Origin of the sequence: Amycolatopsis sp. NPDC049253, from assembly GCF_040678995.1 — a bacterium.
Taxonomy (GTDB): domain Bacteria; phylum Actinomycetota; class Actinomycetes; order Mycobacteriales; family Pseudonocardiaceae; genus Amycolatopsis.
On sequence record NZ_JBFAQX010000006.1, the window covers coordinates 45,862 to 67,293 of the forward strand.

The window sequence follows — 21,432 nt, forward strand, 5'->3', positions numbered from 1 at the left end:
GGGGTTGGGTTTTGGGTCTTGGGCCTCGCAGGGCGTGTTGCGGTGGGTGTGCACCCCGAAGCTGGATTGTGTTGACGGCCGGTGAGCCGTTGTCAAGGCGGGAAAGCGTGCCTTGCCAACGGCTCGCCGGCCGCAAGGAGGCTTCGGATCGGGGTGCCGGGGCGGGTCTGGGTGCCGGTTTCGTCGCGTGGGTGGGCGGCGGTTGCGAGGGTCCGCGCGTGGCCTGGGTGGGTGGTGAGTCAGGCAGGCGGGTGGCTGGTGGGGTGGGGGCCGAAGCGCCCCAATGTGGCGTTCGGAGCGTTGAGCGCAACGAACGCCGCATTGGGTGCGTTGGGCGCAACCAACGCCGCGTTGGGGTCAGCGGTCAGCGGGCGCCGAGGTCGAAGTCGAGGCTGTAGCGGTTCGAGGGCATCGCGCCGGCGGATTTGGCGCCGTCGATGGGGAGGACGGCGCCGTTGATGAAGCGGGATTCGTCGGTGGCCAGGAAGAGGATGGCCTTGGCGACTTCGGTGGCCTCGCCGACGCGGGCGGCCGGGGTGCTGGCCACGAGTTGGTGTTGCTTGGTCTCGAAGTCGTCCGGGGAGGCGAGGGTCGAGCGGAGCATGTCGGTGTCGATGGCGCCCGGGTTGACGGTGTTGGCGCGAATGCCCTGGTGGGCGTGGGCGACGGCGAGGGACTTCGTCAGGCCCACCAAGGCGTGCTTCGTCGCGTTGTAGACCGGGTCGCCCGGGCGGCCCATGACGCCGCCGTTGGAGGACGTCGTGATGATGCTGCCGGAGCGTTGCGCGAGCATGTGGGGCAGGACGGCGCGCGTGCCGAGGAAGGCGGAGCGGACGTTGAGGGCGAAGATGGTGTCGAAGTCCTCCAGCGTCGTCTCCGTGAGGGGCTTCGCGAGGTGGACGCCGACGTTGTTCACCAGCACGTCGACGCGGCCCGCGTCCTCGATGACGCCCGCGACGAAGTCGTTCACCGCGGTCTCGTCGGTGGCGTCCACGAGCGAATGGCGGTAGCCGTCCAGCTGCGCTGCCGGTTCGCGGATGTCGCTCGCGAAAACCACGGCGCCCTCGGCCAGGAACTCCTTCACCGTCGCGAGGCCGATGCCCCGCGCGCCCCCGAAGATCACCGCGACCTTGCCGGCCAGCCGACCCATGTTCAGTCCCTCCCTCGAAGTTCGGCCACCTCGTAGTCCTCCGGCAGCCTGACCAGCGCGTCCGGCGCACCGGTGTACCGCACCACCACGCCGTAGACGGACTCCGCCGCCTCCGCGGAAACGTACCCCGCCACCACGTCGGCCAGCACGTCCGCCACGGCGCGCCGCCGCGGGTCGCCGTAGCCGCCGCCACCGGGGAGGACGACGTCGACCTCGGCGTCCGGGTCCAGGGCCACGCGGCTCTTGGCGGGCAGCTCATCCCCGGAAACCAGCCCGAACCGCCCGAGACCACCGGGAGCACCACCGTCCACACCGGACGCAGCGGCCCGCACGCGGTCGACGTTCCCGTTGACGCTCCAGGAAACCCCGCCCCGGGCCGACATCGTCGTCCGCTGCCCCAGCCCGCCGCGGAACTGCCCGGCGCCACCCGAGTCCACCCGCAGCTCGCGCACGCCCTGCACCAGCGGTGCGCTCGTCTCGATCACCTCGGTGGGCGTCGAGCGCAGGCCGCTGGGGAAACCCGTGGTCGAGAGGCCGTCGCGGGACACGCGCGCGCCCATGCCGCCGGTCTGGAACACCGTGGACATGAAGCCTTCACCGCGCCAGATCGTCATCCACAGCGCGTCGGCGCTCGGCGCGACCGGACAGCCCGGTAGCGCCCCGATCAGCAACGACGGCAGGAAGTGCCCGATCAAGTGCCGTGACGCGACGGGCGCCGGCGGCAGGCAGTTGAGCACCGAGCCCTCCGGCGCGCTCACGTGCACGGGCCGGAACGACCCCGCGTTGTGCGGCACCTCCGGCGAGATCGCGGCCTTCACCGCGAACGACGCGTACGCCCGCGTGTAGTTCAGCACCACGTTGATCCCCCGTCGGCTCTGCGGCGAGGAACCCGCGAAGTCCACGTGGATCTCGTCGCCCGCCACGGTGACCGCGACGCGCAGCGTGACCGGTTCGTCGTCGAAGCCGTCGGTCACCAGCTCGTTGCGGTACACGCCGTCCGGCAACGCGCTGATCGCCTCGCGCAGCGCCCGCTCGGAGCGGTTCATGATCTCGGCGGCGACGTCGTCGAGCGACGCGAGCCCGAACTCCTCCAGCAGCCGCACGAGGCTCGCCGCGCCGACGTCGTTGCCGGCGACCTGCGCGTACAGGTCGCCGATGGTCTCCTCGGGCGTGCGGACATTGGCGCGGATCAGCCGTTCCAGATCGGCGTTGACCTCGCCCGCGCGCAGGAACTTCAGGATCGGCAGCCGCAGGCCCTCCTCGAAGACCTCCGTGGCGTCCGCGGACACGAGCCGGCCACCGATGTCCGGCGCGTGGCAGCACGACGCGAACCACGCGACCAGCCGACCGCCCGCGAACACCGGCGTGGCGACGGTGATGTCGTTGATCTGCCCGGCCGTCTGCCACGGGTCGTTGGTGAGCAGCACGTCGCCTGGCTCCAGCGTCTCCGGCGGGTGCTCGGCGACGAAGTGACGCAGCCCGGTGGCCATCGCGTTGATGTGGCCGGGCGTGCCGCCGGTCGACTGGCCGATCATCTCGCCGTGCGAGTCGAACACGGCGCACGCGAGATCGAGCGACTCGCGCACCACGGCGGAGAACGCCGTGTTGACCAGTGCGTTCTGCTGCTCGGCCAGGATCGAGTGCAGCCGGTTGCCGATCAGGCCCACGAGGATCGGGTCGGTCACCAGCTCACCTCCAGGCTCGCGTCGCCACGCACCACGCAGCGCGCGCCGGGCGGGACGACCACGGTCGACTCGCGTTCCTGCACGATCGCGGGACCGGCGACCTGCGTGCCCGGCCGCAACCGGTACCGGTCGACCACGGCCGTGTCGACAAATCCACCCGCGAAGTAAACCGGACGGCTGCCGTCGAAGGCATCCCCGGACGCGGAGTCCTCGAGCCGCAACGAAACCTCGGGCGCCGGCGCCGACGAGACCACCCGCCAGTTCAGCACCTCCACCGCCACCGGCGGTCCGCTTCGGCGGTACAACGAGCGGTAGACGTCCGTGAAATCCGCGACCAACGCGTCCGGCCAAGAGACGGCCGAAGCCCGCACCGGCACGCGGATCTCGTACCCCTGCCCGGCGTAGCGCATCTCGGCGACGCGCGTGTGCGTCACGTCCGCACCGTCCACACCGGACTCCTGGAGCAGTGCCGCCCCCTCGGCCTCCATCTCGGCGAACCGCGCGTCGACGTCCTCCCAAGACAGGTCGAGCACGGCCGCCCGCGCCGAACGCACGAAGTCGAACGCCAGCGGCGCCGTCAGAAACCCCAGCGCACTCAGCACACCCGCGGCCGGCGGCGCCACCACCGTCGGCGCCCCGAGTGCCCGGGCCACCCCGGCGCCGTGCACCGGGCCCGCACCGCCGAACGTGTACATCGGCAGCTTCGCCGGATCCTTGCCCCGCTCCACCGCGTGCACCCGCGCCGCGTTGGCCATGTCCTCGTTCACGCTCGTGTGGATGCCCCAGGCCGCTTCCTCGACGCTCACGCCCAGCGGCTCGGCGATCTTCGTCCGCACCGCCGCACGCGCGGCCTCGACGTCGAGCGCCATGCCGCCGCCGAGGAAGTACGCGGGGTCGAGGTAACCCAGCAGCAGGTCGGCGTCGGTGACCGTCGGCTCGGTGCCGCCGCGGCCGTAACACACCGGCCCCGGCTCCGACCCCGCCGAATCCGGGCCGACGGTCAGCAGCCCCAGCGCGTTCACCCGCGCGATCGAGCCGCCGCCGACGCCGATCTCGATCATGTCGGTCACCGGCACCTTCACCGGCAGCCCCGAACCGGGCAGCAGCCGGTACTCGCGGCCGACCTCGAACTCGTGCGTCACCAGGGGCGCGCCGTCGGCGACCAGGCAGAGTTTCGCCGTCGTACCGCCCATGTCGAACGCCAGCAGGTCGCGTTCCCCGGCCCCGACACCGAACGCGGACGCGGCGAGCGCCCCGCCGGCCGGCCCGGATTCGAGGATGCGGATCGGGTAACGGGCCGCGGTCTCGACGGTCGCGATCCCGCCGTGGGACAACATGATGTGCGGCGCGGGGCGCACCCCCAGCTCGCGCAGCCGGCGAGCCAGATCCGCCAGGTACCGCTCGGCGAGGTCCCGCACGTAGACGTTCGCGACCGTGGTGGAGGTCCGCTCGAACTCCCGGATCTCGGGCACCACGTCGGACGACAGCGCCACCCGCAGCCGCGGCGCCACGCGCGCGAGCACCTCGGCCGCGCGCCGCTCGTGCGCGGGGTTGGTGAAGGAGTGCAGGAAACACACGGCGACGGCGTCGATCCCCCGCGCGTCGAGCTCACGCCCCAGCCGTGCGACGAGCTCCTCGTCCAGTCCCGTGTGGACGGTCCCGTCGGCCAGGATCCGCTCCGGCACGTCGAACCGCAGGTAACGCGGGACCAGCGGTTCGGGCAGCTCGAGACGAAGGTCGTAGAGCTCGTACCGGTGTTCACGGCGCATCTCCAGCACATCGCGGAACCCCGCCGTGGCCAGCAACGCCGTGCGCGCGCCCTTGCGTTCGATCAGCGCGTTCGTGACCAGCGTGGTGCCGTGCACGAGCTGGTCGACGTCACCGAAGTCCAACCCGGCGCGGGCGAACACCTCCGCCAGGCCCTCGGCGACCGCGAGCGCCGGCTCGCGACGGGTCGTGAGCACCTTCCCGACCGCGACGACCCCGGACTCGCCGAGCACGCACAGGTCCGTGAACGTGCCGCCGATGTCGACGCCGACCCGCAGGCCGGCCATCAGCGCGGCTTCCGCGGCCACCGAGGCGAGGTGTTGACCGGCGGCTTCAGCTTCGCTCGCACCACCAGCACATTGGGCTCGTCCGACTCGATGAACTCGCCCAGCAGCCGCCGGAACGCCCGACCGAACCCGGAAACGCGGTCGGCGTGCACCCCGAACGACCGTGCCAGGCCGACGAAATCCGGGCTGTCCCAGTCGACGCCGCGGTGCGGCAGGCCTTCCTGGTCCTGGTCGTAGCGCAGCATGCCGTAACCACCGTCGTCGACGACCACGACCGTCACCGGCAGCTGCTCCTCGGCGAGCGTCGCGAGATCGCCCACGGCGTAGAGGAAACCGCCGTCGCCGGTCACGCACACGACGCGCCCGGAACCGGTGGCGGCGGCGCCGAGCGACGCGGGGAAGCCGTAACCGAGCGTGCCCCAGCCCATCGGGTAGGCGAGCCGGCGCGGCGCGGGCACACGGTGGAAGCCGCCGATCCAGTAACCGGCCACGCACATGTCGGTGACCAGCATGGCCGGCTCCGGGAGCACCTCCTCCAAAGTGGACAGGAAGTCGGCGGCCTGCGGCTCCTCGGTGCGGATGCGCTGGCGCACGCGGCGGCCGATCGACGCCAGCCGCGCGGTCAGCTCGTCGAGGCCCGGCCTGCTGGCCGGCCGCAGCGACTCGACGACCCGGCGGGCATCACCCACCAACGTGATGTCCGGTTTGTAGTTCTTCGCCGCGTCGAACGCGTCCACGTTCACCGCGATCAGCTGGGGCGGCGCGGGCATCAGCCAGTTCTGCGTCATCAGGCCGTCGAAGTCGGTGCCGATGGCGAGCACCACGTCGGCCTCGTCCCACAGCTCACCGACCTCCGGCGCGTGCACCGGATTCGGGGCCAGGCAAGGATGATCGAGCGGCAGCAGCCCGCGCGCGGCGAACGTCGTGATCACCGGCGCGGCCAGGCGTTCGGCGAGCTTGCCGATGGCCTCGCCCGCTTCCGATCGCAGTGCGCCGCCGCCGGCCCAGATCAACGGACGCCTGGCGTGGGACAGGAGATCGGCGGCGCGGGCCAGGTCGGGCAGGTCGAGCACCCGCTCGGCCAGCGGCTTCGGCGGTCCGCTCGCCTCCGTGGTTTCCCGCAGGTAGTCCGTCGGGATGCCGAGGTACACGGGGCCGGTCTGCGGCATCAACGCCAGGCGCGCCGCGCGGTGCACGGTGGTGCCGATCTGCTCGGCGCGGTGGACGGTGAAGCCGGCCTTGGTCACGGGCGCGAACATCGCCTGCTGGTCGGACGTTTCGTGCAGCACGCCGCGCACCACGCCGGGGCGCTTGAGCGTGGACGGGATGTCGGTGGCGACCACGAGCACCGGCGCGGCCGAGGCCATCGCCTCACCCACGGCGCCGAGGGTGTTGGCCGCACCCGGCCCGGTCGTCACGAGCGCGACGCCGAGTTTCCCCGTGGCGCGGGCATAACCGTCGGCCGCGTACCCCGCGGTCTGTTCGTGCCGGACACCGACGATCCGGATTCCCGTTTCCGCCAACGCCTCCCACAGCGGCAGGTTGTGCACCCCCGGGAGCCCGAACACGACTTCGGTCCCGAGTGCCTTCAGCGCGTCGCCCAGATGCTGAGCACCAGTCCGTCCTGCCACGCCTGCGATCGTATCCACCACACGAACACCGCCGCACAGTCGTCACCGGACACCGTTTGTCACCAGCGATTACGTGGTAAAGGGCAGAGAACGGCGCATCGTGCGTAGACTCAGGCTCCGGGGAGCGCCGATGCCCCCGGCGTGGCGGAAGGTGGTCGGAAATGCCGTTGATGCCCGTGACCGACTCGATGTTCCTGATGGTCGAGACCCGCGAACACCCCATGCACGTCGGCGGCCTGCAGCTGTTCCGCAAACCGGAGAACGCAGGCGGCAACTACCTCAGCGATCTCCGCCAGAAGATGCTCGCCACGGACAACATGCGCAGCGTCTTCCGGCGCCGGCCCAGCCGGCCCGTGAACACCGCCGGCTACGTGCGCTGGGCCGCCGACGCGGAGCTCGAGCTCGACTACCACTTCCGCCACTCCGCGCTGCCGCAGCCGGGCCGCATCCGTGAGCTGCTGGAGGTCACCTCCCGCTGGCACAGCACCCTGCTCGACCGGCACCGGCCGCTGTGGGAGATCCACCTCATCGAGGGCCTGCAGGACGGCCGGTTCGCGATGTACTCCAAGATCCACCACTCGCTCATGGACGGCGTGTCGGCGCTGCGCCACCTGCAGGGCACGCTGTCCGACGATCCGGACGACCTCGACTGCCCGCCGCCGTGGGGCAGCCGGCAGAACGGGACGCACGGCAACGGCCACGCGCAACCGTCGCTGTTCAGCCTCGCCGGCAAGACGTTCGACCAGGTCGCGGGCATCGCGCCGGCCGCGGCGAAGGTCGCGCGCGAGGCGTTCCGGGAGCACACGCTCACACTGCCGATGCAGGCGCCGAAGACGATGCTGAACGTGCCCATCGGCGGCGCGCGCCGGTTCGCCGCGCAGTCGTGGTCGCTCGACCGCGTGCGCGCGGTGGCGACCGCCGCCGGCGTCTCCCGCAACGACGTGGTGCTGGCCATGTGCTCCGGTGCGCTGCGCGACTACCTCATCGAGCAGAGCGCCCTGCCGGACGCGCCGCTGATCGCGATGGTGCCCGTGTCGCTGCGCCGCAAGGCCGACGCCGGCGAGGCCAGCGGCAACAACATCGGTGCGCTGCTGTGCAACCTCGGCACCGACCTGTCCGACCCGGCGCTGCGGCTTTCGGCGATCCACACGTCGATGACCAACGGCAAGAAGCTCTTCTCGGAGCTCACGCCGTTGCAGACACTGCTGCTCTCGGGCGTCAACGTGGCACAGCTGGGCGCGTCGCCGATCCCGGGCGTCGTGAACAACACGCGGCCGCCGTTCAACCTGGTGATCTCCAACGTCCCGGGCCCGCGCAAGCAGATGTACTGGAACGGGGCCGCGCTCGACGGCATCTACCCCGCGTCGGTGCTGCTCGACGGCCAGGCGCTGAACATCACGCTGACCAGCAACGGCGACAACCTCGACTTCGGCATCACCGGGTGCCGGCGCAGCGTGCCGCACCTGCAGCGGATCCTCACGCACCTGGACACGGCGCTGGCGGAGCTGGAAGGGGCGACGGGGGTCAAGTAGCGGTTACGCGATGCCCTCCGGGCTGGCGCCGCCGACCTGGATGGCGCCGGCGGTGATGCGCTCGATCTCGGCGAGGTCTTCGGGCGTCAGGTCGAGGTCGGCGGCGGCCGTGCTGGCCTCGATGTTGCGCGGCTTGCGGGCGCCGACGATGGCGACGTGGACGCCGGGCTGGGCGAGCGTCCAGGCGATCGCGAGCTGGCTGACCGACGCGCCGCGCTCGGCGGCGAACTTGGCGAGCTCGTCGACGATCTCCAGGTTGTGCCGCAGGTTTTCGCCTTGGAACGCCGAGGATTTCGAGCGCCAGTCGGACTCGTCGAAGACGGAGTCGGCCGTGAAGGTGCCGGTGAGCAGGCCGCTGCCGAGCGGGCTGTAGGCGAGCACCCCGATGTCGTGCTCCCGCGCGTACGGCAGCGGATCGGTCTCGATGCCACGGCGGAACAGGTGGTACGGCGGCTGCAGCGTCTCCACCGGGCGCGTCTCGTCGAACGCGGCGAGCTCCGCGGCGTTGTAGTTCGAGACGCCGACGTGGCGGACCTTGCCCGCGTCGACGAACTCCTGCAGCGTCGCCGCGACCTCCGCCGCCGGCGTCTCGGGGTCGGGCCAGTGGATCTGGTAGAGGTCGAGGTGGTCGACGCCGAGCAGGCGCAGGCTGTTGTCCACGCCCTGCGTGAGCCACTCACGGCGGGAGTCGCGGGCCCGTTCGGCACGCGGTTTCGTGCCGCCCTTGGTCGCGATGACGACGCTGTCGCGGTCGCGCTCGAGTTCACTGCGAAGTGCTTTGCCGAGGAGCTGTTCGGCCGCGCCGGCGCCGTAGGCCTGCGCGGTGTCGAAGAGGGTCACGCCGAGCTCGCGCGCGTGCCGGATGGCCGCGATCGCCGTGTCCTCGTCGAAGGAACCCCACTGCCCGCCGAGCTGCCACGTGCCGAAGGCGACCCTCGACACTTCGAGGCCGCTCCTGCCCAGAATCGTCGTTCGCATGGCCCTTAGGAGAGCACACGGGCCACGGCCGCGCACCACACCTGTGGCGTGCGTCCCGGCCAGCGGATATCGAGTTGTGCCGGATGTCCCCGTGATCGGATACTCGCTCGCGTGACGCGCCGATGAGCCTCCTCGAGCCGTTGCGCGGCAGGAGTTTCCGCGCGCTCGCCACCGGACGGACGCTCGCCACCTTCGCCAACGCCGTCGCCCCCGTGGCGCTCGCGTTCGCCGTGCTCGACCTCACCGGTTCGGCCGTCGACCTCGGCCTCGTGGTGGGTGTGCGATCGGTCGCGAACATCGCGCTGCTGCTGTTCGGCGGCGTGCTGGCCGACCGGCTGCCACGCTCGGTGATCATGCAGGGCACCGAGGTGGCCGCCGGCGTCACGCAGGGCGTGCTCGCGGTGAGTGTCCTTTGTGGATTCGCGTCGATCCCGTTTCTCGTCGGGCTGAGCGCGGTGAACGGCGCGGTGGCGGCGATCTCGCTGCCTGCCGCGGCCGCGATCACGCCCCAGACCGTGGCGCGGACCCGGCTGAGCCAGGCCAACGCCTTGATCCGGCTGCTCACCAACACCGGCCGCGTCGCGGGCGCGGGTGCCGCGGGGATCGTGGTCGCCGTGGCCGGCTCGGGCTGGGCGGTCGCGGCGAACGCCCTGCTGTTCCTCGCCGCCGCCGTCGCCTACCGCGGCATCCGTCTCCCGCGCGGCGCCCGGATCGACGCGGGCCATCCCCTCGCCGACCTCGTGGCGGGCTGGCACGAGTTCCGCTCGCGCGCGTGGGTGTGGATCGTGGTGGTGCAGTTCGCCTTCGTCAACGCCGCCGGCCTCGGCACGCTCGTCGTGATCGGCCCGGTCGTCGCCGACGAGACGTTCGGCCGCACCGGCTGGGGCCTCGCCCTGGCGGTCCAGACGGCCGGCTCCATGCTCGGCGGCCTCGTCGCCGCCCGCTGGCAACCGCGGCGCGCGCTGTTCGTCGGCGTCCTGCTGGTGACGACGGAGGCGCTGCCGGTGCTCAGCCTGGGCCTCTGGCCGGCGCTGATCCCGCTGCTCGCGGCGATGGTCCTGGCCGGCCTGGCGATGGAGCAGTTCAGCGTCGTGTGGGACGTGTCCCTGCAGGAGAACATCCCCGAGGACCGCCTCGCCCGCGTGTACTCCTACGACATGCTGGGGTCCCTCGCGGCCATGCCTCTCGGCCAGATCGCGGCGGGACCGCTCGTCGAGCACCTGGGTCGCGAGCCCGTGCTGCTGGGCTGTGGCGTGCTGATCGTGGTGGCGACCTTGCTCGCGTTGTCCAGCCGGCAGGTGCGCGGGTTGGTGCGGCACGAACCGGTCGCGCTGCCGGCCGCCTGAATCCGCCGCAAACCGGTTATTTCGGGCGTACCGCCATGAAGTTGATGGCGTGCGCGCTCATCACGACCTCGTCGTCGGCGTTGAAGAGCTCGATGTGCGTGCGGAGCAGGCCGCGGTCCGGCTTGGACTTCGACAGCCGCGCTTCCTCGATGGTGGCGCGCACGTGGAGCTTGTCGCCGGGGCGGACGGGACGCGGCCAGCGCACGTCGTCCATGCCCGGGCTGCCGAGGCTGGACACCGACGACAGGAAGTGGTCCACGAACATCCGCATCATCACGCCCGCCGTGTGCCAGCCGCTCGCGACGAGACCGCCGAACGGCCCGTGCTCGGCCGCGGCGGGGTCGGTGTGGAAGCTCTGCGGGTCGAAGCGGCGCGCGTACTCGACGATCTCGTCGGCGGTCACCACCGCTTCGCCGAACTCGTATACCGCGCCTTGCGGGTAGTCCTCGAACCAGCGGTCGTCGATCGGCGTCGTGAACTCGGTCATGGCTCGCAGCCTGCCACAACAACTCTTCGCTCCGCAGCGAACTGTCAGCGGGCTAATCTCGGCCGATGACGGCCGGACCGGACATCGCGACCGTCGCGCAGGCGATCGGCGAACCGGCGCGCGCGGCGATGCTGCTGCAGCTCATGGACGGTGCCGCCCACACCGCGCGCGCCCTCGCGACGGTCGCGGGGATCGCCCCCTCCACCGCGAGCGCGCACCTGCGCAGGCTGTGTGACGCGGGTCTGGTGCGGGTGACGGAGTCCGGCCGCCGGCGGCTGCACCGGCTCGCCGGTCCGGAGGTTGCCCAGCTCGTGGAAGCCCTCGCCGCGCTCGCGCCTCCGCGGCTGCCCGCGAACCTGCAGCCGGACCTGCCGACGAACGAGCTGCTCGAGGCCCGCGTGTGTTACGGCCACCTCGGCGGCCGGCTCGGCGTCACGATCGCGGCACGGCTTCACGAAGACGGTGTCGTCAGCGCGCTCCGCCCCGGCGACACCGACGCCGTGCGCACCTTCGACCATCCGTTGCTCACCGCGCTCGGGATCACCGGAGTCACCGCGGCTCCGGCCGTCCGTGCCTGCCTCGACTGGTCACAGGGCAGGGTCCACCTCGCCGGCGCGCTCGGTGCCGCGCTGCTGAGCGGCCTCCTCGACGGGGGCTGGGTGCGCCGCCGTCCGGCCGGGCGAGCCCTGCGGATCACGCCGGCCGGCCGGGACCGCTTGGCGCGGCTGGCGTTTCCGGTGGTCAGCGTTTCCGGTGGTGCACGTTTCCGGTAGTCAGCGCCCGGGCGACCGCGGCTCCGGCGCGACGTCGCGGTGACCGTCGAGCTTCCACCAGCTCTCGAGGGTCTGGCGCAGCGCCTTGAGCAGCTCGCCGCCCGTTTCGAGCGGCACCAGCGCCGTCGGGCCGTCTTCGATGCGGAGGGCGGCCGAGAGACGGTCGTCGCGTTCGATGAGGCCCACGATCACGCGGGTGGGTTGACCGGTCATGTCGACAGTGGCGATCGCCTGCTCGTATCGCCAGCCCGTGGAATGCACGCGCCAGACCCTGGCACAGTTTCCGGTGCTGGCGGCCGGAGTTCACCCCAACGTGCGTCGGGTCAGCGCACCACCCACGGCCGCACCTCTTCGAGCAGCTTCGCGACGGCCAGCACGAGGTCGTCGGAGTGCCGCGGGCCCACGATCTGCAGCCCCACCGGCAATCCCTTCGACGTCCGTCCGGCCGGGACGCTGATCGCCGGCTGCTGCGTCATGTTGAACGGATAGGTGAACGGCGTCCACTCCGGCCACTCGCTCAGGCCGCTGCCCGGCGGCACGTCGTGCCCGGCCTCGAACGGCGGGATCGGGATCGTCGGGGTGATCAGCACGTCGTAGCGCGTGTGGAACTCGCCCATCAGGATGCCGAGCGACGCGCGCGCCGCGGTGGCGTCGAGGTAGTCGCTCGCGCTGTAGGTCTTGCCCTGCTCCCACACGCGGCGCAGCCCCGGGTCGACGCGGTCCTCGCTGCCCGGCGGGAACGAGTCCAGCAGCTTCGCCGCGCCGGTGGACCACAGAATGTCGAACGACGGCTTCGGGTCCTCGAACCCCGGGTCGGCCTGCTCGATCTGCAGCCCGGCGTCGTCGAGCGCCTTCACGGCCGCCGCGACGATCGAGGCCACCTCCGGGTCGACGTCCACGTAGCCGAGGGTCGGCGAGAACGCCGCGATCAGCCCGCGCACGTCGCGCCGCACGGCCTCGCGGTAGGTGCCGACGGGCGGCGCCAGCGCGGCCGGGTCGCGCGGGTCGGAGGTGGCGATCACGTCGAGCAGCAGCGCGGTGTCGTCGACGCTGCGCGCCATCGGGCCGGCGTGCGACAGCGGCCCGAACGGGCTCGCCGGGAACAGCGGGATCCGGCCGTGGGTCGGCTTCAGCCCCACGATCCCGCAGAACGACGCGGGGATCCGCACCGAACCGCCGCCGTCGGTGCCCACGGAGATCGCGCCCATGTCCGCCGCGACGGCCGCCGCGCTGCCACCGCTGGAACCGCCCGCGGTCTTCGACGGGTCGACGGGGTTGCGCGTGATGCCCACGAGCGCGCTGTCGGTCACGCCCTTCCACGCGATCTCGGGCGTGGTCGTCTTGCCCAGCACCACCAGGCCGGCCTCGCGCATCCGCGCCATCACGGGGCTGTCGACGTCCCACGGCCCCTCGGCCGGGATGCTCGTGGAGCCGCGCCGCGTGGGCCAGCCGGCGGTGAGGAACATGTCCTTGATCGACGAGGGCACGCCGTCGAGCCAGCCGATCGGGTTGCCGTCGCGCCACCGGATCTCGGCGGCTTTCGCCTGTTCCAGCGCGCGGTCGGCGTCAACGAGGCAATAGGCGTTGAGCTCGCCGTCGCGTTCTTCGATGGCCTGCAGCGCGTCCGCGGTCGCCTCCACCGGCGAAAGCTCCCCGGTGGCGTAGGCGGCGACCAGTTCGCTGGCGGTCAGTTCCCGGTGGCTCATCCGGCTGCTCCCTGAGATTCCGACGGCACGTATCCGAGCCGTTTGTCCACGACGTTGTGCAACGGCTCCCCGGCCACCCAGCGGCGGAAGTTCGCCGCGAACACCTCTACCAGGGTGGTGCGCCAGCCGACGAAGTCCCCCGACATGTGCGGCGAGAGCAGCACGTCCGGCATTGTCCAGAGTGGACTGTCGCCCGGCAGCGGCTCGGTGTCGAACACGTCGAGGGCCGCGCCCGCGATCTGCCCGCCGCGCAAGGCCGCCACCAAGTCGGACGTGACCACCAGCTCGCCGCGTCCGACGTTCACGAACCGCGCCGACGGCTTCATCGCCGCGAACGCCGCCGCGTCGAACATGCCCTTCGTCTGCTCGGTCAGCGGCGCGACGGCCACGACGTAGTCGAAGGCGGGCAAGTGTTCGGTCAGCCGCGCGGAGTCGTGCACCGTGCCGAAGTCGGGGTCGCCGGAGCGCGGGCGCCGCCCGGCCCCGGCCACGCGCAGGCCGGCCGCGCGCAGCAGCCGCGCGATCGAGCGGCCGATGGGCCCGGTGCCGACCACGAGCGCCTCGCGCCCCGCTACGCGTTCGGTCTCGCGGTGCTGCCACGTGCCCGCGCGCTGCAGGTCGAGCGATCGCGCGAAGTCCTTGGCGAAGGCCAGCACCACGCCCAGCACGTACTCGGCGATGGCGTCGTCGAAGACGCCCCGCGAGTTCGTGAGCACCACGTCACTCTCGACCAGGCCCGGGAACAGCACCGGGTCGACGCCCGCGCTCGCGATGTGCAGCCAGCGCAGGTCACCGGCCGCGTGCCACGCGCCAGGCACGGCCGTGGAGAGGAAATCGTAGACGAACAGCCCCTGGGCTCCGGTAAGCGCTTCGGGTAGTCCTGGCGCGTCCGTGTAACGAACCACCGCCATTTCTTCGATAGCGGCCATGTCCGGTGGTGGAGCCGACCCGCACAGCACCGCCAGCACGGGAACTTCTGAGGCGATCACATTGACATCACATTGACACCGTAAAAGTGGCTCGTATGATTGTCAACAATCCGAGGAACGACCCCCGGAGCACCGGACGTGTCATCTGCACAGGCGTATTCCGGAGGCTGAGCCTTGGATCTGGACTTCCTCGCGTTCGAGGGCCCGCTCGCACAGCGCGGCATCGGCGTGATCGCCCCGTTCGACCTCGCCCTCGAACGTGAACTCTGGCGATGGGTGCCCATGGAGGTCTCCCTCCACCTCGCCCGCACGCCGTACGAGCCCGTGCCCGTGAGCATGGAGATGGCGCAGCTCGTGAGCGACAGCCGCCACCTCGCGGCCGCGACGCGCGACGTGCTGCACGTCGAGCCCGAGGTGGTCGCCTACCTCTGCACGTCGGGCAGTTTCGTCAACGGCATCGACTACGAGCGCTCCCTCACCAAGGCGATCTGCGACGCGGGAGCCACGGACGCTGTGACGACCTCGGGGGCGCTGGCCGAGGTGCTGCAGCAGCTCGACCTGCACCGGATCTCAGTGCTCACCCCCTACGACGCCGACCTCACCGGCAAGCTCCACGACTTCCTCGCCGAACTCGGCGTGACCACGGTGTCCAGCGACCACCTCGGCCTGGGCGGCGGCATCTGGAAGGTCAGCTACCGCACCATCGCCGAGCGCATCCTCGCCGCCGATCACAGCGACGCCGAAGCGATCTTCGTCAGCTGCACCAACCTCCCCACATTCGACCTGATCGAGCCCCTCGAAACGGCGCTGGGCAAGCCCGTGCTGACGGCCAACCAGCTGACCATGTGGGCCTGTCTCCGCCGCATGCACCTGCCGATCGTCGGCCCCGGCAAGTGGCTGCGGGAGGTGTCTTGACGCCTCTGTCTAAGATTGTCAACAATCTGCGTATCCCGGAGGTTTCGTGACCACGATCGGCTTCATCTACCCCGACCACGCGGCCGAGGACGACTACCCGCTCGCCGAGCAGCTGCTCGGCGGATCGGACGCCGACGAAGGCGACATCCGGCTGCCGGTCGAGCACATCTACGGCACCGACCTGCACGCCGTGCCCGAGCTGCTCGACCTCGGCAGCGAGGCCCGCCTCGCCGACGGTGCCACCCTGCTCGCCAAGCACGAGCCCGACGCCGTGATCTGGGCCTGCACTTCCGGCAGCTTCGTGTACGGCTGGGACGGCGCGCGCGACCAGGCCGACCGCCTCACCGCAGTGGCCGGGGTCCCGGCATCGAGCACGTCCTTCGCCTTCGTGCACGCGGCACAGGCCCTCGGCGTGAAGCGCGTCGCGGTGGCCGCGAGCTACCCCGACGACGTCGCGCGCCTGTTCGTGGACTTCCTCGCCGCCGGCGGCGTCGAGGTGCTCACCATGGCGAGCGCGGGCATCGACACCGCCGCCGAGGTCGGCCGCCTGGAGCCCGAAGCCGTGGTGCGCCTGGCCGTGGAGAACGACCACCCCGAGGCCGACGCCGTGCTCGTGCCGGACACCGCGATGCGCACGCTCGGCGAGATCAACACCATCGAGACCGCGCTGGGCAAGCCCGTGCTCACCGCGAACCAGGTGACGATCTGGGAAGGCCTGCGGCTCACCAGCACCACGCGCCTGGTGCGCTCGCTCGGCGCGTTGTTCCGGGTGAGGGGCTGAGCCGTGGTCGTCCTGCCCGACATCGAACCCGTCAGCCGGGAATCGACCGCCGCCGTGATCGCGCGCCAGCTGCGCGACGCGATCATGACCGGCGCGCTGCCCCCCGGCACCCAGCTCGGCGAAACCGACCTCGCCTCCCGTTTCCAGGTCTCGCGCGGGCCGCTGCGCGAGGCGATGCAGCACCTCGTCTCCGAGGGGTTGCTGCGCAGCGAGCGCCACCGCGGCCTGTTCGTGATCGACCTCGAGCCGAGCGACGTGTTCGACATCTACCTCGCCCGCTCGGCCGTGGAGCGCGCCGCCCTGCTGTGCGCACTGCGCGGCGACCGCGAGCTCATCGCGGCCTCGCTGGAACAGTACGTGGCCGACATGGCCACCGCCGCGAACGACGACGACCACAACGCGCTCTCGACGGCCGACCTCGCCTTCCACGAGGCCCTCATCAACGCCTCCGGCAGCAAACGCCTCGTGCGCATGGCCCGCACGCTCCTCATCGAGACGCGCATGTGCCTGACACTGCTGCAAAGCACCTACCAGGGCGTGGAAGACCGCGTGGACGAACACACGCGCATCATCGACGCCCTGCGCACCGGCGACGCGGACGCGGCCCTGCACCTGCTGGACGCGCACATGGAGGACGCGATCGGCCGGCTGGTGCCGGGAACGAGCCTGCAGGGAGGCGAAGCGCCGGCTCCTGCGTGACCACGGGCCGCGCGCGGCAGCCCGGCGCAGGGGCGGCCGCGCGCCGCCAAGCCGCGGATCACCCGCCGCCGCACGGAGAAACCGCGAGCGGCGGACAGCCGCACCCGGCAATCCGCGACCAAGGCGGCGCCACACCCGCCGAGCCATCGGCCAGCACACGCCGGACCGGCTGAGCGTCACGGCCGCCACGGCAGCGCGAGCGCCCGTGATCCGCCGGTGCCAGTTTCCGCGCCCCGATTCGCTTGCCGCACAGGACAATGGCCGGCCGCGACCGCTCAGCAACGCCGGCCGAAGACCGCGCCACATTCGCTCAGTCATCGGACCGCGTCCCCAGCACCGGCTGGCCACCGAGGCCGTCGCGGTAGGACGAGGACCACGGGAAACGGCCGGCTTCGTCGGCGTGGACGAGTTGCAGGGCGCGGATGTCGTGGCCGTACAAGGAAACCGCGACCGACAGGTGCGCCGACGGTGCCGTGAGGGCGACGACCTCGACGGAAGGCAAGCCGCGCAAGGAAAAGACCTCGCCGGGCTGGGGTGGGCCGGAGTCGAAGGAGCGTTCGGCGACGGCGCCCAGCAGCAGGATGGACGCGTGTGGCGGCAGGCCGGTGACGACGAGCTCCGGCAGGCCGTGCGCCGTCAGGCCGACGGTGTAGGCCCAGGGCGGCCGCGGACCCGCGCCCAGCACACCCTGGACGCACCAGCCGTACTCCTGGATCCGTTCCAGGATCTCCGCCAGGTAACGCGCCCCGGGTCTGCCTGCGCTGTCCCGGCCCTCGCACTGCTCGCACATCGGTGCTCCCCCTCGTTCGACGAAACCGGTCCGGCGGGAGCCGGTCGGTCGAGGAGAAGTGAAGCGGGGAGCACCGACGAAAAATCAGCGGAGCGCTTCGGCCACCGCCGTGCCGAGGCGAGTTGTGGTAGCGGTGCCGCCGAGGTCGGGGGTGAGCTCGGCGCCGGCCGTGAGCACCTCGTCGACGGCCGTGCGGATCGCTTGCGCGGCAACGGTTTCGCCCAGGTGTTCGAGCAGCATCGCGCCCGCCAGGATCTGGGCCACCGGGTTGGCGATGCCCTGGCCGGCGATGTCCGGAGCGCTCCCGTGAACCGCTTCGAACATCGACGGAAACTCACCCGATGGGTTGATGTTTCCGGACGGTGCCATGCCCAGTCCGCCCGTGACGGCGGCCGCCAGGTCGCTCAGGATGTCGCCGAAGAGGTTCGACCCGACGACCACGTCGAGCCGGTCCGGCGCCTGAACCATGCGCGCTGCCAACGCATCCACGTGCATCTGTCCACTTTCGACGTCCGGGTACTTCGCCGCGACCTCGGCGAAGATCTCGTCCCAGAACGGCATCGAGTGGATCAGCCCGTTGGACTTCGTCGCCGACGTCACACGAGAAGAACGCGTACGCGCCAGCTCGAACGCGTAGCGGATGATCCGTTCCACCCCGACCCGCGTGAACACGGATTCCTGCAGCACGAACTCGTCCGGCCGCCCGGAGTTGTGCCGTCCGCCGATCGCCGAGTACTCCCCCTCGGAGTTCTCGCGGACGATCACCATCTCCAGCTCTTCGGCCGTCCGCCCCGAAAGCACCGACGTGGTGCCCGGCAGCAGCCGCACCGGCCGCAGGTTCACGTACTGCTGGAACGCGCGCCGCAGCGGGATCAGCAAGCCCCACAACGAAATGTGGTCCGGCACGCCGGGGAACCCGACGGCACCCAGCAGGATGCCGTCGAACGCCGCCAGCTGCGCCACGCCGTCGTCCGGCATCATCGAGCCGGTCTGGGTGTAGCGCTCGCAACTCCAGTCGAACTCGGTCCACCGCAAGGAAAAGCCATGCCGAGCAGCGGCCGCGTCCAGGACCTTGCGCGCCTCGACCGTGACGTCGACGCCGATCCCGTCGCCCGGGATGCTCGCGATGCGGTACTCGCTCACAGGCTCACCGCGATGTACTTGGTCTCGAGGAACTCGTCGATGCCGACCGTGCCGCCCTCACGCCCGAGCCCGGACTGCTTGATGCCGCCGAACGGCGCCGCCGGGTTCGACACGATGCCCTGGTTCAGCCCGATCATCCCGGCCTCGAGCCGCTCCGACACGCGCAGCGCCCGCTTCACGTCGTTGGTGAACAAGTACGACACCAGGCCGTACTCCGTGTCGTTGGCCTTCTCGACCGCCTCGTCCTCGGTGTCGAACGGGGTGATCGGCGCGACCGGCCCGAAGATCTCCTCCGACGCCATCCGCGCGTCGACCGGCACGTCCGTGAGCACCGTGGCCTGGTAGAAGTGGCCGGGCCCGTCCACGGTCGCGCCACCGGTGAGCACCCGCGCACCGCGGTCGGTAGCGTCCTTGACCAGCGCGGTCACCTTGTTCACGGCGGCTTCGTCGATCAGCGGGCCGACGACCACGCCCTCCTCCGTGCCGCGTCCCATCGCCAGCGCCTGCATGCGCTCGGTCAGCCGCCGGGAGAACTCGTCGGCCACCCCGCGCTGCACGTAGAAGCGGTTGGCCGCCGTGCACGCTTCGCCGATGTTGCGCATCTTCGCCTGCATCGCGCCTTCGACGGCGGCGTCGAGGTCCGCGTCGTCGAAGACCAGGAACGGCGCGTTGCCACCCAGCTCCATCGACGTGCGCAGCACCTTCTCCGCGCACTGCTCCAGCAGCTTGCGCCCCACCGCGGTCGACCCCGTGAACGACAGCTTGCGCGCGCGTCCGTCGCGGATCAGCGGCTCCATCACGCCACCCGCGTCGGTGGTCGTGACGACGTTCAGCACCCCCTCGGGCAGCCCCGCCTCGGCGAGGATCGACGCCAGCGCGAGCATCGACAACGGCGTCTGCGCGGCCGGCTTGATCACCATCGTGCAGCCGGCGGCCACGGCCGGGCCGATCTTGCGCGTGCCCATCGCCATCGGGAAGTTCCACGGCGTGATCAGCAGCGTCGGCCCCACGGGCTGCTTGGTGATCAGGAAGCGGCCGGCGCCGTTGGGCGCCGTCGCGTACCCGCCGTCGATGCGCACGGCCTCCTCGGCGAACCAGCGGAAGAACTCGGCGGCATAGGTGATCTCGCCGGCGGCCTCGGCCAGCGGCTTGCCCATCTCGAGGGTCATCAGCAGCGCCAGCTCGTCGCGGCGCTCGATCAGCTTGTCGTAGGCCCGGCGAAGGATTTCGCCTCGTTCACGGGGTGCGACGGCGGCCCAGCCGGCCTGCGCCGCGACGGCCGCGTCGAGGGCCGCCATGCCGTCCTCGGCGCCCGCGTCGGCGACCTCGCACAGGGCAGTGCCGGTGGACGGGTCCTGCACCTCGAAGGTCTTCCCGCTCTTCGCGGGCACCCACTTGCCGCCGATGAAGAGTTCCTTGTCGACCGCGCCGACGACGCCGGCTTCAGTGATCGCGCTCATCCAGCTTGCTCCTCCGTGTTGTCCCGAGGCCATGCTATGGATATTGTCAACAATCGACAACCGCTACCGTGCTTCCCAAGCAACCTCACACCAAGAACCAGGAGCGCCGCATGGCCGAGCTTTCCCCGCTGCTCAAGCAGGCAACTCCCGTCGTGGTCGACCACGGTGAAGGGGTGTACCTCTACGACGTCGACGGGAAACGTCACCTCGACTTCACCGCGGGGATCGGCGTGACCAGTACCGGCCACTGTCACCCGCGCGTCGTCGAGGCCGCGCGCGACCAGATCGGCAAGCTCATCCACGGGCAGTACACGACCGTGATGCACAAGCCGTTGCTGGAGCTCACGAAGCGCCTCGGCGAAGTGCTGCCGACCGGTCTCGACTCGCTCTTCTACGCCAACTCCGGCAGCGAAGCCGTCGAAGCCGCGCTGCGCCTCGCGCGCCAGGCGACCAAGCGCCCGAACGTGATCGTGTTCCAGGGCGGCTTCCACGGCCGCACGGTCGCGGCGGCCACGATGACCACGTCCGGCACCCGGTTCAGCACGGGCATCGGCCCGCTGATGGGCGGCGTGCACGTGGCGCCGTTCCCCTACGCCTTCCACTACGGCTGGGACGAGCAGACCGCCACGAAGTTCGCGCTGCGCGAGCTCGACTACCTGTTCCAGACGGTCTCCGCGCCGAGCGAGACCGCCGCGTTCTTCGTCGAGCCCGTGCTCGGCGAAGGCGGCTACGTGCCGGCCAACAGCGAGTTCATGGCCGGCCTGCGCGAGCGCGCCGACCGCCACGGCATCGTGCTCGTGGTCGACGAGGTGCAGGCCGGGTTCGGCCGCACCGGCAAGTTCTGGGGCCACGACCACTTCGGCATCACGCCCGACGTCGTGCTCATCGCGAAGGGCCTCGCGAGCGGCTTCCCGCTGTCGGGTATCGCCGCTTCGCAGGAGCTGATGGCCAAGGCGTACCCGGGTTCGCAGGGCGGCACCTACGGCGGCAACGCGGTGTCGTGCGCCGCGGCGATCGCGACGCTCGACGTGATCCGCGACGAGAAGCTGGTGGAGAACGCCGCCGAACGCGGCCGCCAGCTGCTCGAAGGCGCGCGGCTGATCGCGGACAAGACGCCGGCCATCGGCGACGTCCGCGGCCTCGGCCTGCTCGTGGGCACCGAGTTCACCACCGCCGACGGCGAGCCGGACGGCGCGACGGCCGCGGCGGCCCAGCAGCTCGCGTCGAAGAGCGGCCTGCTGCTGCTCACCTGCGGTGCCTACTCGAACGTGGTGCGCATGGTCCCGCCGCTCGTCGTGAACGCCGAGCAGGTCGACGACGCACTGAAGATCTGGGGCGACGTGGTCGCCTCCGTCACCGCGGGGAGCTGAGGA

Annotated in this window: 19 protein-coding genes; 7 read left to right on the forward strand and 12 right to left on the reverse strand. The window is 71.3% G+C overall.

Annotated features, from left to right (window positions below; translation table 11 throughout):
* Positions 1-364: 364 nt before the first annotated feature.
* From AB0K15_RS16000 to AB0K15_RS16015, 4 genes are read right to left on the reverse strand one after another with little or no spacing between them, the layout of a single operon-like run.
* On the reverse strand, positions 365-1,150 hold the full coding sequence (locus AB0K15_RS16000; protein WP_364050052.1) for an SDR family oxidoreductase: 786 nt from the start codon (positions 1,148-1,150) through the stop codon (positions 365-367).
* A gap of 2 nt (positions 1,151-1,152) precedes the next feature.
* Positions 1,153-2,838, reverse strand: coding sequence for a hydantoinase B/oxoprolinase family protein (locus AB0K15_RS16005; protein ID WP_364050889.1), 1,686 nt, complete (start codon positions 2,836-2,838; stop codon positions 1,153-1,155).
* Positions 2,832-4,889: a hydantoinase/oxoprolinase family protein gene (locus AB0K15_RS16010; RefSeq protein WP_364050892.1), complete on the reverse strand. Its 2,058-nt coding sequence runs from the start codon at positions 4,887-4,889 to the stop codon at positions 2,832-2,834. Before AB0K15_RS16010 ends, AB0K15_RS16005 begins: the two co-directional genes overlap by 7 nt.
* Positions 4,889-6,520, reverse strand: a complete 1,632-nt coding sequence (locus AB0K15_RS16015) for a thiamine pyrophosphate-binding protein (protein ID WP_364050054.1) — start codon at positions 6,518-6,520, stop codon at positions 4,889-4,891. The genes AB0K15_RS16010 and AB0K15_RS16015 overlap by 1 nt, the downstream gene beginning before the upstream one ends.
* Before the next feature lie 161 nt (positions 6,521-6,681).
* Between AB0K15_RS16015 and AB0K15_RS16020 the strand changes: the two genes are divergently transcribed.
* Positions 6,682-8,052: a wax ester/triacylglycerol synthase family O-acyltransferase gene (locus AB0K15_RS16020; RefSeq protein WP_364050056.1), complete on the forward strand. Its 1,371-nt coding sequence runs from the start codon at positions 6,682-6,684 to the stop codon at positions 8,050-8,052.
* 3 nt (positions 8,053-8,055) lie between these two features.
* On the opposite strand, the gene AB0K15_RS16025 is transcribed toward AB0K15_RS16020, so the two are convergent.
* Complete coding sequence (locus AB0K15_RS16025) at positions 8,056-9,030, reverse strand: aldo/keto reductase (RefSeq protein ID WP_364050058.1); 975 nt, start codon at positions 9,028-9,030, stop codon at positions 8,056-8,058.
* 122 nt (positions 9,031-9,152) lie between these two features.
* Between AB0K15_RS16025 and AB0K15_RS16030 the strand changes: the two genes are divergently transcribed.
* The gene (locus AB0K15_RS16030) at positions 9,153-10,376 is read left to right on the forward strand and encodes an MFS transporter (protein ID WP_364050060.1); all 1,224 of its coding nucleotides are present in this window, start codon (positions 9,153-9,155) and stop codon (positions 10,374-10,376) included.
* A gap of 16 nt (positions 10,377-10,392) precedes the next feature.
* Here AB0K15_RS16030 and AB0K15_RS16035 read toward each other — a convergent pair whose 3' ends face one another.
* Entirely contained in the window at positions 10,393-10,863 is a 471-nt protein-coding gene (locus AB0K15_RS16035; protein WP_360594512.1) for a MaoC family dehydratase, read from the reverse strand.
* Positions 10,864-10,928: 65 nt separating this feature from the next.
* On the opposite strand from AB0K15_RS16035, the gene AB0K15_RS16040 reads away from it, so the two are divergent.
* The gene (locus AB0K15_RS16040; protein WP_364050062.1) at positions 10,929-11,636 is read left to right on the forward strand and encodes a helix-turn-helix transcriptional regulator; all 708 of its coding nucleotides are present in this window, start codon (positions 10,929-10,931) and stop codon (positions 11,634-11,636) included.
* On the opposite strand, the gene AB0K15_RS16045 is transcribed toward AB0K15_RS16040, so the two are convergent.
* From AB0K15_RS16045 to AB0K15_RS16055, 3 genes are all read right to left on the reverse strand, one after another.
* Positions 11,637-11,897, reverse strand: a complete 261-nt coding sequence (locus tag AB0K15_RS16045) for a hypothetical protein (protein WP_364050064.1) — start codon at positions 11,895-11,897, stop codon at positions 11,637-11,639.
* 62 nt (positions 11,898-11,959) lie between these two features.
* Positions 11,960-13,342: an amidase gene (locus AB0K15_RS16050; protein WP_364050066.1), complete on the reverse strand. Its 1,383-nt coding sequence runs from the start codon at positions 13,340-13,342 to the stop codon at positions 11,960-11,962.
* Positions 13,339-14,331: a D-2-hydroxyacid dehydrogenase gene (locus tag AB0K15_RS16055; protein WP_364050068.1), complete on the reverse strand. Its 993-nt coding sequence runs from the start codon at positions 14,329-14,331 to the stop codon at positions 13,339-13,341. Before AB0K15_RS16055 ends, AB0K15_RS16050 begins: the two co-directional genes overlap by 4 nt.
* Positions 14,332-14,445: 114 nt before the next feature.
* Between AB0K15_RS16055 and AB0K15_RS16060 the strand changes: the two genes are divergently transcribed.
* From AB0K15_RS16060 to AB0K15_RS16070, 3 genes are read left to right on the forward strand one after another with little or no spacing between them, the layout of a single operon-like run.
* Positions 14,446-15,186, forward strand: a complete 741-nt coding sequence (locus AB0K15_RS16060) for an Asp/Glu/hydantoin racemase (RefSeq protein ID WP_364050070.1) — start codon at positions 14,446-14,448, stop codon at positions 15,184-15,186.
* A gap of 46 nt (positions 15,187-15,232) precedes the next feature.
* Positions 15,233-15,967, forward strand: a complete 735-nt coding sequence (locus AB0K15_RS16065) for a maleate cis-trans isomerase (RefSeq protein ID WP_364050072.1) — start codon at positions 15,233-15,235, stop codon at positions 15,965-15,967.
* A gap of 3 nt (positions 15,968-15,970) precedes the next feature.
* On the forward strand, positions 15,971-16,666 hold the full coding sequence (locus AB0K15_RS16070) for a GntR family transcriptional regulator (protein ID WP_364050074.1): 696 nt from the start codon (positions 15,971-15,973) through the stop codon (positions 16,664-16,666).
* Positions 16,667-16,976: 310 nt separating this feature from the next.
* Here AB0K15_RS16070 and AB0K15_RS16075 read toward each other — a convergent pair whose 3' ends face one another.
* The 3 genes from AB0K15_RS16075 to AB0K15_RS16085 all read right to left on the reverse strand — a co-directional run bounded on the left by AB0K15_RS16075 (position 16,977) and on the right by AB0K15_RS16085 (position 20,059).
* The gene (locus tag AB0K15_RS16075) at positions 16,977-17,456 is read right to left on the reverse strand and encodes a DUF4262 domain-containing protein (protein ID WP_364050076.1); all 480 of its coding nucleotides are present in this window, start codon (positions 17,454-17,456) and stop codon (positions 16,977-16,979) included.
* Between the two features lie 84 nt (positions 17,457-17,540).
* A complete protein-coding gene (locus AB0K15_RS16080) occupies positions 17,541-18,599 on the reverse strand; it encodes a tartrate dehydrogenase (RefSeq protein ID WP_364050078.1) in 1,059 nt (352 codons plus the stop codon).
* A complete protein-coding gene (locus tag AB0K15_RS16085; protein WP_364050080.1) occupies positions 18,596-20,059 on the reverse strand; it encodes an NAD-dependent succinate-semialdehyde dehydrogenase in 1,464 nt (487 codons plus the stop codon). Before AB0K15_RS16085 ends, AB0K15_RS16080 begins: the two co-directional genes overlap by 4 nt.
* 110 nt (positions 20,060-20,169) lie before the next feature.
* Here AB0K15_RS16085 and AB0K15_RS16090 point away from each other — a divergent pair, with 110 nt between their 5' ends.
* A complete protein-coding gene (locus AB0K15_RS16090; protein ID WP_364050082.1) occupies positions 20,170-21,429 on the forward strand; it encodes an aminotransferase class III-fold pyridoxal phosphate-dependent enzyme in 1,260 nt (419 codons plus the stop codon).
* Positions 21,430-21,432: the final 3 nt, after the last annotated feature.

What these genes read in the sequence shown, in the direction of transcription:
- AB0K15_RS16000 (WP_364050052.1), bottom strand. Translation starts at nt 1,150, where the DNA reads ATGGGTCGGCTGGCCGGCAAGGTCGCGGTGATCTTCGGGGGCGCGCGG.
- AB0K15_RS16010 (WP_364050892.1), bottom strand. Translation starts at nt 4,889, where the DNA reads ATGGCCGGCCTGCGGGTCGGCGTCGACATCGGCGGCACGTTCACGGAC.
- AB0K15_RS16020 (WP_364050056.1), top strand. Translation starts at nt 6,682, where the DNA reads ATGCCGTTGATGCCCGTGACCGACTCGATGTTCCTGATGGTCGAGACC.
- AB0K15_RS16025 (WP_364050058.1), bottom strand. Translation starts at nt 9,030, where the DNA reads ATGCGAACGACGATTCTGGGCAGGAGCGGCCTCGAAGTGTCGAGGGTC.
- AB0K15_RS16030 (WP_364050060.1), top strand. Translation starts at nt 9,153, where the DNA reads ATGAGCCTCCTCGAGCCGTTGCGCGGCAGGAGTTTCCGCGCGCTCGCC.
- AB0K15_RS16035 (WP_360594512.1), bottom strand. Translation starts at nt 10,863, where the DNA reads ATGACCGAGTTCACGACGCCGATCGACGACCGCTGGTTCGAGGACTAC.
- AB0K15_RS16040 (WP_364050062.1), top strand. Translation starts at nt 10,929, where the DNA reads ATGACGGCCGGACCGGACATCGCGACCGTCGCGCAGGCGATCGGCGAA.
- AB0K15_RS16050 (WP_364050066.1), bottom strand. Translation starts at nt 13,342, where the DNA reads ATGAGCCACCGGGAACTGACCGCCAGCGAACTGGTCGCCGCCTACGCC.
- AB0K15_RS16075 (WP_364050076.1), bottom strand. Translation starts at nt 17,456, where the DNA reads ATGTGCGAGCAGTGCGAGGGCCGGGACAGCGCAGGCAGACCCGGGGCG.
- AB0K15_RS16085 (WP_364050080.1), bottom strand. Translation starts at nt 20,059, where the DNA reads ATGAGCGCGATCACTGAAGCCGGCGTCGTCGGCGCGGTCGACAAGGAA.
- AB0K15_RS16090 (WP_364050082.1), top strand. Translation starts at nt 20,170, where the DNA reads ATGGCCGAGCTTTCCCCGCTGCTCAAGCAGGCAACTCCCGTCGTGGTC.